This is a genomic window from Pseudomonas sp. ICMP 460, from assembly GCF_002723595.1.
Classification (GTDB): domain Bacteria; phylum Pseudomonadota; class Gammaproteobacteria; order Pseudomonadales; family Pseudomonadaceae; genus Aquipseudomonas; species Aquipseudomonas kitaguniensis.
In genome coordinates, this window is record NZ_LKBR01000045.1 from 1 (window position 1) to 12,667 (window position 12,667).

The 12,667-nt window shown below is 63.7% G+C and carries 2 protein-coding genes; both read right to left on the reverse strand.

Going from position 1 to position 12,667, the window contains the following annotated elements; genetic code table 11:
• On the reverse strand, positions 1 to 8,831 hold an 8,831-nt coding region (locus AO240_RS22620), incomplete at its 3' end, for a non-ribosomal peptide synthetase (protein ID WP_143505445.1).
• On the reverse strand, positions 8,828 to 12,667 hold a 3,840-nt coding region (locus AO240_RS22625; protein ID WP_143505447.1), incomplete at its 5' end, for a non-ribosomal peptide synthetase. The genes AO240_RS22625 and AO240_RS22620, both read right to left, overlap by 4 nt.

The following is a 12,667-nucleotide window of genomic DNA, read 5'->3' on the forward strand; positions in this document are numbered from 1 at the left end:
CCCTCAGCGTATTGATGAAACAGGCCAGCCGTCATCCACAGCACATTGACTGCTTCAACACTGAGCAAATCGGCAAATGCCTGTTGCGACAGCAGCACGTCATGATCGACGATGATGACCGCGCCGCCATTCAGCAGCGGTGCCCACACGTCGAGCGTGCTGGCGTCAAACGCCGGGTTTGAAGCGAAGGCTACGCGGTCATGTTCATTGAACTCGGCGTAGCCGTTGTTGATCACCAGCCGCGTGATTGCACGGTGCGGCACCAATACGCCTTTCGGCGTGCCAGTGGAGCCGGAGGTGTACATGATGTACGCCGCTGTCTCGGCTGATTGCTCGATTGCCGGGTTGTGATTAGGCGATTGGCTAAGGTCCAGCGTATCCAGGTCCAGACGATGGGCGCCCTCGGGCACCTCAATCGACGTCGCCGTGAGTAACCAATGCGCGCCGCTGTCCTGAATCATGAAGCCCTGACGCTCGGCGGGCGCGTTAACGTCCAACGGCACATACACCGCTGCACACTTGCTGATTGCCAACTGACTCACCAGCAAATCGACAGAGCGCTCCAGCAAAACCGCCACGCTGTCGCCCGGCACTACGCCCAAACCGATCAGGTGATGCGCCAGTTGGTTGGCGCGCAGGTTCAACTGCGCATAGCTCACAGACCGCTCGCCATGCACAACCGCCAGTGCATCCGGCGTGGCAGCGACACGCGCCTCGAATAGCGCATGAATCGCTTGCGTATCGGGGTAAACACGCGCCGTCGCATTAAATTCGCCCAGCACTTGTTGGCTTTCTGCCGCCGGCAACACGGCCAATTGGTCCAGCGGCGTATTCGGCGCCTGTTCAAGTGCCTGCACCAACTGCTCCACCGTGGTCAGCAGATAGTCGCACATCCGTTGGGCACCGATCGGCGACACCACCAATGCACTGAGATTAAATTGCTCACCCAAGTCATCCACGCTCAGCGTGATCGGGTAGTTGGTGCGCTCCTCGGCATGCAAAAAGTACATGCCGTGCCACGCCTCGTCCGTTGCAGCGGCGGCGTCCGCCACGGCGCTGTGCCGGTAGTTGAGCAACGCGCTGAACAACGGCGTGCTGGCCGGCACGCCGCTGCAACGCTGGGCCAACGCCAGCGAAGCATGCTCGTGCCCGAGCAACGCCGTGAGGCGCGCATGCGTGGACTTGACCGCTGAACGCACGCTGGCGGCATCGACATCCACGCGCAGCGGCAAGGTGTTGATAAACATCCCCAACGCGCGGTCGGCGCCTTCACCGCCTTGCATGCGGCCCAGCAACACGGTGCCGAACACCACGTGCTGGCGGGCCGACAAGCTGCCCAGCACCCGCGCCCAGGCCAGGTGAAACAGGCTGGCGGCACTCACGCCTGCCAGGCGCGCTTGCTCTCGCAGACGCAGGCTCAAGCCGACCTCCAACAAATGTGTGGCTTCGCCTACGCCATGCCCATCGCCCTGCACGTCCTGCATACCGAACGGCAAGGTGGGTTCGTCGATATCGCCGAGCATCTCGCTAAAGAACCGCTCATGCTCCGCGTCCGTGCTGCCCAACCGCGCCTGCGCCACGTAATTGCGGTACGGCACCGCCTGGCCCAGTTGCTGCGCCTGCCCGAGCAGGAACAGGCGCATTTCCTGTTGCACCACGTCCAGCGCGGTGTGGTCCATGACCAGGTGATGGAACATCAGCAACGCAACCACACGCTGGTTGGCCTGGTCGTGGGCGTAGTGGATGCGCATCAGCGGCGCCTGGGTCAGGTCGAGGCGATAATGACGCGCATCAAAGCGCTCGCGTAACTGCGTCACGACGTCCGCGCCCGAGCTGTCGGGCAGCATTTCCTGGACCGCCAGGCGGGCCTTGCGCCAGACCACTTGCACCGGGTTTTGCAGGCCTTCCCAGACCAGGCTGGTGCGCAAGATGTCGTGGCGGTCGATTACTGCCTGCAGCACCTCGGCGAACGCCTGGAAACGCTCAAGGTTGTCAAAGCCATAGCTCGATTGCAGCAGGTACGGGTCGCCGCTTTCGGCACGGATGTGGTGGTAGAGCACGCCTTCCTGCAACGGCGCCAACGGGTAAATATCCTGCACATTCGCCGCACCGCCGGGTACTTGCGCGACGATATGCTCGATGCTCGCCTGGTCCAGGCTGACCAGCGGCAACAGCTCGGGGGTGATGCGCTGGCACTCAGGCGTAATCAGGTTGGCCGGCACCGTCACTTCGCGGCCACTGCCCACCGCCGCCGCGAGGGCCGCCAGTGTGGGTTGGCGGAACAGCACACGCACGTCGGCGCTGAGGCTGGCCTGGCGCATGCGTTCGATCAGGTTAACCGCCAACAGCGAATGGCCGCCGAGTTCGAAGAAGTTGTCGTGGCGACCGATTCGCTCGATCTTGAGTACGTCCGCCCATATTTCTGCCAGAACGTTTTCAACTTCACCTTGTGGCGCTTCGTAACCTCGGCTGAGTAGCGCGTCTTGATCCGGCAGCGGCAGCACCTTGCGGTCGACTTTGCCGTTGTTGGTCAGCGGCAGGTTGTCCAGGCGCACATAGGCGGCGGGCACCATGTAATCCGGCAACTGCGCTTGCAGATGGTCGCGCAGTGCTTCGATTTCAACGTTGGCACGCTCGGTGAAATATGCTACCAAACGTTTGTTTCCTGGCTCGTCTTCACGCGCCAGCACCACCACGTCCCTGACCTGCGGGTGTTCGCCCAGCAGGGTTTCGATTTCACCTAGTTCGATGCGGAAACCACGGATTTTTACTTGCTGGTCGTTGCGTCCCTGGTACTGCAAGGTGCCGTCGGCACGCCAGGCTACCAGGTCGCCGGTGCGGTACATCAGGCCAGCGGCGCTGAACGGGTCGGCGAGGAATTTCTCTGCCGTGAGGTCTGCACGGTTCAAATAGCCCAACGCTACACCTTGGCCGCCGATATACAACTCGCCGGTGACGCCCACCGGCACGGGTTGCTGGCGCGCATCCAGCACGTAGGCGCGGCTGTTGCCGACCGGGCGCCCGATAGGAATGCTGCCCTCGTCTGCCCGCGTGATTTCATAGGTAGTCGAGAACGTAGTGGCTTCGGTCGGGCCGTAGCCGTTGAGCAAGTGTTGCGGTGCGCCGTCTTTGAGCACCCGGGCGATCACGCTTGGGTCCAGCACGTCGCCGCCCACAATCAAGTAGCGCAGTGCCGAGAAAATCGGTAACAAACCCTCAGCGTATTGATGAAACAGGCCAGCCGTCATCCACAGCACATTCACTGCTTCAACACTGAGCAAATCGGCAAATGCCTGTTGCGACAGCAACACGTCATGATCGACGACAATGACCGCGCCGCCGTTCAGCAGCGGTGCCCATACGTCCAGGGTGCTGGCGTCGAACGCCGGGTTTGAAGCGAAGGCTACGCGGTCATGTTCATTGAACTCGGCGTAGCCGTTGTTGATCACCAGCCGCGTGATTGCACGGTGCGGCACCAATACACCTTTCGGCGTGCCAGTGGAGCCGGAGGTGTACATGATGTACGCCGCTGTTTCGGCTGATTGCTCGATTGCCGGGTTGTGATCAGGCGAGTGGCCAAGGTCCAGAGTGTCCAGGTCCAGACGATGGGCGCCCTCGGGTGCGTCAATCGACGTCGCCGTAAGTAACCAGCGCGCCCCGCTGTCCTGAACCATAAAGCCTTGACGGTCGGCGGGCGCGTTGACGTCCAACGGCACGTAAACCGCTGCGCACTTGCTGATTGCCAGTTGGCTAACCAGCAAATCGACAGAGCGCTCCAGCAAAATCGCCACGCTGTCGCCCGGCACTACGCCCAAACCGATCAAGTGATGCGCCAACTGGTTGGCCCGCGTATTCAGCTCGGCGTAGGCCACGCGTTGCTCGCCCTGCACAACGGCCAGTGCCGCCGGTTGTGCGCTCGCGATTGCTTCGAAAATCGCGTGCACGGTCTTCGCTGCCGGAAACTCCCGAGCCGTGGCGTTAAAACCCTCCACGACCTGCGCGCGCTCATCCGCAGGCAATATCGCCAGTGAGTGCAGCGGCGTATTGCACGCTTGCTCCAACGCCTGCACCAACTGTTCCAGTGCCTGCTGTACAAACCCGCACACGCGTTGTGCGCCGACCTGTGCAAGGGTCAACACCGTCAGGCTGAAACCGTCGCCCCACTCGTCAACGTTCAAGGTCAGCGGGTAGTTGGTGCGCTCTTCGCCGCCGAGCCCTTGTATGCCTTGCCAGGCTTGCAGCGCCGGCGTCGAGGGGTTGCCGGCGTGGCTATGACGGTAGTTGAGCAACGCACTGAACAGCGGCAACGGCGCCGCCACCTGGCTGCAACGTTGCGCCAGCGCCAGCGACGCATGCTCATGGCCGAGCAATGCGCTGAGGCGCGCATGGGTCTGGCGCACACCTGCACGGGCATCGCGGCTGTCCACATCAATGCGCAACGGCAAGGTATTGATGAACATGCCCAACGCGCGCTCAGCGCCTTCACCGCCAAGCATACGGCCCATCAACACGGTGCCGAACACCACGTTTTGCTTGCCAGTCACACCGGCCAGGACCTGCGCCCACGCCAAGTGAAACACGCTGGCGGCACTCACCCCCAAGTGACGCAACTGGCTGCGCAGGCGCCGGTTCAGTTGCGGGTCAATCGCCAGGCGCGCCTCTTCGATAGCCTGCGCGTCGCCCTGCACATCTTGCAGGCCGAACGGCAAGGTCGGTTCTTCGATGTCGCCCAATACGTCGCGGAAGAACGCCTCGTGCTCCTGCTCGCTGACGCCCAAACGCGCCTGCGCCACGTAATTGCGGTACGGCACTGGCTCCGCCAGTTCAGCGCTCGGGTCCAACAGATAGGCCTGCATTTCCTGGCTCACCACGTCCAGCGCGGTATGGTCCAGGGCAATGTGGTGGAACAACAGGATCGCCGCGATACGCTGGTTGGCCGGGTCCTCGGCATACACCAGGTGCATCAGCGGTGCCTTGGCCAGCGCCAGGCGGTGGTTACGCGCCCCGAAACGCTGCTCCAGTTGCGCCAGCACGTCGCCATCAGCCGGGTCCAGCGGCACGCTTTGCACGCCCAGCTCGGCCTTGCGCCAAACCACTTGCACGGGTGATTCGAGGCCTTCCAGCACAATTGCCGTGCGCAGGATGTCATGCCGGTCAATCACGGCTTGCAAGGCCTGCACAAACATCTGCAAACGTTGCGCGTCGGCAAAGCTGAAACGCGCTTGCAACAGGTACGGATCGCCCTGCTCGGCGCTGAGGTGGTGGTAAAGAATGCCTTCCTGCAACGGTGCCAGCGGGTAGATCTCCTGCACGTTGGCGGCACCGCCCGGCACCGTGTCGACAACCCGGTCGATACTCGCCTGGTCCAGTGTGATCAACGACAGCAACGACGGGGTAATGCGCTGGCAACCTTGTTGAATACGGTTCGGTTCTACCGTGACTTCGCGGCCTTGGCCAACGGCCGCAGCCAAAGCCGCCAGCGTCGGTTGGCTGAACAGCACACGCACGTCGGCGTTCAAGCCCGCCTGGCGCATGCGGCTGACCAGGCTCACCGCCAACAGTGAATGCCCGCCCAATTCGAAAAAGTGGTCGTGGCGCCCCACGCGCTCAACCTTGAGCACCTCGGCCCAGAGCTGCGCCAAGGCGGTTTCGACCTCGCCCAGCGGTGCCACATAATCGCGGCTGAGCAGTGCTTCCTGGTCGGGTTGCGGCAGCGCCTTGCGGTCCAGCTTGCCGTTGGCGGTCAGCGGCAAGCTGCCCAGGCGCACGTAGGCGGCCGGCACCATGTAGTCCGGCAGTTGCGCCTGCAGATAGCTGCGCAGGGCCTCGATGTTCAGCGCGGTGCGCTCGGTGAAGTAGGCGATCAGTCGCCCGTCGCGGGCCAGTACCACCGCTTCCTTGACTTCGGGGTGTGCGCTCAGGCAGGTCTCGATTTCGCCGAGCTCGATACGCACGCCACGGATTTTCACCTGGTCGTCGTTACGCCCCAGGTAGTCCAGGCTGCCGTCCGGCAGCCAACGCGCGAGGTCACCGGTGCGGTACATGCGCGCGTTCGGCGCGCTGCTGAACGGGTCGTTAAGAAAGCGTTCGGCAGTCATTTCGGCGCGGTTCAGGTAACCACGCGCCACGCCGGCGCCGCCGACATACAGCTCGCCGGCCACGCCCAACGGCACCGGTTTGAGTTGCGCGTCGAGCAGGTAGGCCTGCGCGTTGGCCACCGGTTTGCCGATGTGCAAGGTGTGCCCGGCTTCGATCACGCCGGAAGTCGCGACCACCGTGGCTTCGGTCGGGCCGTAGTTGTTGACCAGGGTAAAACGCTGCGCCTGGCTGAATTGACGCAGGCGATCGCCGCCGATCAGCAGGGTCTTGAGGGTCGGGTGCTGCAGGTTCTGGCTGAAGGCGTACTCGGCCACCGGCGTCGGCAAAAAGCTCACGTCCAGCGGCTGGGCCAGCCACCAAGCGAGTAAGGCATCAATGTCTTCGTTGCCTTGCGCAGCCGGTGGCAAGTGCAGCGTTGCGCCCGCGCACAGTGCCGGCCAGACTTCCCAAGCCATAGCGTCGAAACCGAAACCGGCGACGCTGGAGGTGTGGCTGCCCTGCTCCAGGGCAAACGCTGCGCAATGCCAGTTCACCAGGTTTTCCAGGGTCTGGTGCTCGACCATCACGCCCTTGGGCAGGCCGGTGGAGCCTGAGGTGTAAATCACATACGCCAGGTGCGCCGGGGTCAGGTCGGTGATGTGCGGGTTGTGCAGCGCTGCGTGTTGCAACAGGCGGCTGTCGAGTGGCAGCACCGGCACCTGCAAGGTCGGCAAACGCTCGGCCAGATCGGGCTGAACCAGCACCGCAACCGGGGCGCTGTCTTCGAGCAGATAGCCGATACGGTCCAGCGGGTGCGCCGGGTCGACCGGCACATAGGCGGCGCCGGCCTTGAGAATGGCGACCAGGCCAACCAGCGTTTCGAGGCTGCGCCGCGCGCAAATCGCCACACGGTCATCCGGCTGCACGCCGAGCTCGATCAGTTGGTACGCCAAATGGTTGGCGTGTTGGTTGAGTTCGGCATACGACAGCGCCTGCCCGTCATACACCACCGCGAGCGCCTGCGGGCTACGCAGCACTTGCTGCTCGATGCGCTGGTGGATGGTCAGCCCGCGCGAGTAGTCGGCCTGGGTCTGGTTAAACCCTTCGAGCACCTGTTGACGCTCAGCCGCAGGCAACACCGGCAGTTGGTTGACAGGTACTGCCGCGCCCTGCTCCAGCGCTTGCACCAGATGCTCAAGGGCGGCGTGCATGTACGCACAGAAACGTTGCGCGCCGAGCATCGGCAGTGCCAGCACGGTGAAGCTAAAGCCGTCGCTGAGTTCATCGACACTCAGGGTCAGCGGGTAGTTGGTGCGCTCTTCGGTGTGGAAAAACTCGATGCCGCGCCAGGCGCTCTGTGCCTGCTCGGTGGCCGCGGCCGCCGCGCTGTGCCGATAGTTGAGCAACGCACTGAATAGCGGTTGTGGCGCGGCGACCGCGCTGCAACGTTGTGCCAGTACCAGCGGCGCGTGTTCATGCCCAAGCAAGGCCGTCAGCCGGGCATGGGTTGCCTTGACGGCGGCCTGTGCAGTTTGCTCGGCGATGTCGACGCGCAGCGGCAGCGTGTTGATCAGCATGCCGAGGGCATGCTCGGCGCCTTCGCCGCTGTCCATCCGCCCGAGGAACACCGTGCCGAACACCACCCGCTGGTTGCCGGTCACCGCCGCCAGCACCTGCGCCCACGCCAGGTGACACAGGCTCGCGGTGCTCACACCTTGCTGCCGGGCCTGAGCGCGCAGGCGCACGCCCAGCGCTGCCGGCACTGCCAACGAGGCTTCTTGCAGCACGTTGCCATCGCCCTGCACGTCCGCCAGGCCCAACGGCAGTGTCGGCACGTCGACGTCGCCGAGCATCTCGCGAAAAAACGCTTCATGCTGCGCTTCGCTGACACCCAGGCGCGCCTGGGCCACGTAGTTGCGATACGGCACCGGCTTGCCGAGTTGCGCAGCCTGACCCATCAGGTACTGCTGGATTTCGTGCTGCAACACCGCCAACGCGGCGTGGTCGGAAATAATGTGATGAAGCATCAGCAAGGCCAGCCAGCGACCGTTGGCCGGGTCTTGCGCGCAGGCAATGCGAATCAGCGGGGCCTGGCTGATGTCGAGGCGGTAATGCCGGGTGTCGAAACGCTGTTCCAATTGCTCGCGAATATCGCCATCGGCCGGGTCCAGCGCCACCTCTTCAACCGCCAGGCGGGCGTGGCGCAACACCACTTGCTGGGGTTCTGGCAGCCCGTCCCAGAGCACCGCAGTGCGAAACGCATCATGCCGATCGATCACGTGTTGCAAGGCCTGGTTGAAGTCTTCCAGGCACTCGCGGTTGTGCATGCCGATCATGCACTGCAGCACGTACGGGTCACCCTGCTGCGCGGACAGGTGATGGAACAAGATGCCCGATTGCAGCGGCGCCAGCGGGTAAATGTCCTGCACGTTGGCGGCACCGCCGGGGATGCTTGCGACGATGCGCTCGATGCTCGGTTGATCCAGCGTCGCCAGTGGCAGCATGTCCGGGGTGATGTGCGTGCAGTCAGCGGGGATCAGGTTAGGCGGTATGCTGACCTGGCCTGCGCGTTCGGCGTGGTACTCACCGGCATTGATCAGTGCGATCAATGCGGCTTTGTGCTCACGCAGTGACGCCAGCACGGCGGGCTCCTTCAGCGCCTGCTTGTTGCCCTGCACAACGAGTTGATCACCCTTGACCGAAAGCTGTACGTCTTTTTCTTTCAATGTCGCCAACAGTTCGAGAACACTCACAGGACCATCTCCATTCTTTCTGTAATTTCGGCGTATTCCCAGAGCGTGGGTTGCTCGAACAGCGCCTTGACGTTCGCATCGATGCCTTCCTGGCGTAACCGCCCGATCAGGCTGACGGCCAGCAATGAGTGGCCGCCCAGTTCAAAGAAATGGTCATGCCGGCCAACCCGGTCAACGTTCAACAATTCGGCCCACAGCGTGGCCAGCGAGATTTCGGTGTCACCCACCGGCGCCTCATATTCACGGCCGCTCAACGCCGCCATGTCCGGCGCCGGCAGTGCCTTGCGGTCGAGCTTGCCGTTGGGGCTCAACGGCAGCGCCGCCAGGTGCACGAACACCTGCGGCACCATGTAGTCGGGCAATTGCGCCAGCAGGTGCGCACGCAGCGCCGCAGTCTCGGCCGGTTCGCCGGTGTAGTACGCCACCAGACGCTTGTCGCCCGGCACGTCTTCGCGGGCGAGCACCGTGGCTTCCTTGACCTGCGGGAATTCGCCGAGGCGCGCCTGGATTTCCCCCAGCTCGATGCGCAAGCCACGGATCTTCACTTGGTCGTCGTTACGGCCCAGGTATTCAATGTTGCCGTCGGGCAGGAAGCGCGCCACGTCACCGGTGCGGTACAGGCGGCCAGTGCTGAACGGGTCGTCGAGGAAGCGTTCGGCGGTCAGCTGGGGACGGTTCAGGTAGCCACGGGCAACCTGCACGCCGCCGATAAACAGCTCGCCGCTGACGCCCAGCGGCACCGGTTGCAGGTGTTCATCCAGCACGTACAGTTGGGTATTCGCGATGGCTTTGCCGATTGGCGTGTTGTCCGGCGTGAGCGGCCCGCTGCAATCCCAGGCGCTGACGTCGACCGCGGCTTCGGTGGGGCCATAAAGGTTGAACAGGCCGCTGGCCGGCAATTGCTGCTTGAAGCGGCGTACCACACTGCCCGGCAACGCCTCGCCGCTGCACATCACGCGCAACAGCCCGGCGGCCTGGCTGACATCACCGTGGGCCAGGAACACGTCGAGCATCGACGGCACAAAGTGCAGCGTGGTGACGCGTTCGGCCTCGATGATCTCGCACAGGTAAGCCGGGTCTTTGTGGCCGTCAGGGCGCGCCATGACCAGGCGCGCGCCGGTGAACAGCGGCCAGAAGAACTCCCACACCGACACGTCGAAGCTGAACGGGGTTTTCTGCAGCACTGTATCGCTGGCATTCAGGCCGTACGCGTCCTGCATCCACAGCAGGCGGTTGACCACCGCGCTGTGTTCGTTGATCACGCCCTTGGGCTTGCCGGTGGAACCGGAGGTGTAGATGACGTAGGCCGCGTGTTGCGGGCGCAACTCGGCAACCCTCGGGTTACTGGCAAGATGGTGCTGCCACGTGACCTGATCCAGGTCCACCACCGGCACGCCGATGTCACCGAGCACATCACGCGTGGCACCCTCCAACAGCACCACCGCCGGGGCGCTGTCTTCGAGCATGTAGGCCAGGCGCTCCGGCGGATAGGCCGGGTCCAGCGGCACGTAGCTGCCGCCCGCCTTGAGAATCGCCAGCAAGCCCGTGACCATCCGATGGCTGCGCTCGACGCAGATCGCCACGCGTGAATCCGGCTGTACGCCGTGTTCGCGCAGGTGATGGGCGAGCTGGTTGGCGCGTTCGTTAAGCTGCCGATAAGTCAGGTGTTGCGCGCCCGCCGACACCGCGACGGCGTCCGGCGTGCGTAAAACCTGCGCCTCAAACAGGCCGTGCAGGGTCTGTTGCAGCGGATAATCGCGGGCGGTGTCGTTGAACCCCGCCAGCAAGGTTTCGCGCTCTGCGGCCGGTAGCACCGCCAATTGCTGCAACGCGCTGTGCGGCGCGTGTTCCAGCGCGTGCACCAGGTTTTGCAAGGCCTGTTGCACATAGTTCAGCACACGCTGGGCATCCACCGCGACGGCCTGTACGTTCAAGCGGAAGCTGTCGCCTTGGTCATCCACGTTCAGGGCCAGCGGGTAGTTGGTGCGTTCTTCGCTGGCCAGCGTTTCGATGCCCACCCACGCATCACGGGTCTGGTGCATCACGCCGTCACTGGCGCTGTGACGATAATTGAGCATCGCGCTGAACAGCGGCGACGGCGCGACCACGCCACTGCAACGCTGCGCGAGCGAGAGTGATGCATGCTCATGCCCGAGCAATGCCGACAAGCGCGCGTGGGTAGCACGCACGCCCTCGCGCACGCTGTGTTGATCGAGGTCGACGCGCAGCGGCAAGGTATTGATGAACATCCCCAGCGCGCGGTCGGCCCCTTCGCCGCCCTGCATGCGCCCCACCAATACCGTGCCGAACACCACGTTGTGCTTGCCCGACACAGCACCCAGCACACGTGCATAGGCCAGGTGGAACAGGCTCGCCACGCTGACACCGAGGGTGCGCGCCGCCGCCCGCAGGCGCAGGCTCACGTCGGCCGGCAGGGTGTGCGTGACTTCCGCAACGGTGTTGCCGTCGCTCTGCACATTCTGCAAGCCGAACGGCAGCGTCGGCTCATCGATGTCGCCGAGCATCTCGCGAAAGAACGCTTCGTGTTCCTGCTCGACAGCCCCAAGGCGTGTCTGGGCCACGTAGTTGCGGTAAGGCACCGCAGGCGCCAGCGGTTCGGTCGAACCCAACAGGCTGGCGGCCATTTCCCAACTGACCACCTCCAGTGCGGTGTGGTCCAGCGCCATGTGGTGGAACAACAGCACCGCCACCGTGCGCGCGTTGCGCTCATCAACGGCATAGGCCATGCGCATCAACGGTGCCTGGCTGACATCCAGGCGGTACTGCCGCGCATCAAAACGCGCGTGCAGTTGGCGCAAAATGTCGCCGTCAGCCGGGTCAAGGCTGACCTCCTCCACCGGCAACCTGGCGCTGCGCACTACCACTTGCGCCGGGGTGCTCAGCCCTTCCCAGACGATGGCGGTGCGCAGGATGTCGTGACGGTCGACCACGCCTTGCAACGCCTGAACAAAATGTTGCAAACGCTCAAGACTGTCGAACGCCATCTGCGATTGCAGCAGATACGGGTCGCCCTGCTCCGCCGTGATGTGGTGGTAGAGGATGCCTTCCTGCAACGGCGCCAACGGGTAAATATCCTGCACGTTGGCCACGCCGCCGGGTATTTGCGCAACGATATGCTCGATGGCTGCCTGGTCCAGGCTGATCAGCGGCAACAGCTCGGGCGTGATGCGCTGGCACTCAGGCGTAATCAGGTTGGCCGGCACCTTCACTTCACGGCCACTGCCCACCGCCGCCGCGAGGGCCGCCAGGGTGGGTTGGCTGAACAACACGCGCACGTCGGCGCTGAGGCTGGCCTGACGCATGCGCTCGATCAGACTCACGGAGAGCAGCGAGTGGCCGCCCAGTTCAAAGAAGTTGTCGTGGCGCCCGACTTGCTCAACCTTGAGCAGGTCGGCCCAAATCTGCGCCAGCAGGGTTTCCACTTCACCTTGCGGTGCTTCGTAACCACGGCTGAGCAGCGCGTCTTGATCCGGCAGCGGCAGCGCCTTGCGGTCGACTTTGCCGTTGTTGGTCAGCGGCAGGTTGTCCAGGCGTACATACGCGGCGGGCACCATGTAATCCGGCATCTGTGCTTGCAGATGGTCGCGCAGTGCTTCGATTGCAACCGCATCGCGTTCCGTGAAGTACGCCACCAAACGTTTGTTTCCTGGCTCGTCTTCACGCGCCAGTACCACCACGTCCTTGACCTGCGGGTGTTCGCCCAGCAGGGTTTCGATTTCACCGAGTTCGATGCGGAAACCACGGATTTTTACTTGCTGGTCGTTGCGTCCCTGGTACTGCAAGGTGCCGTCGGCACGCCAGGCTACCAGGTCGCC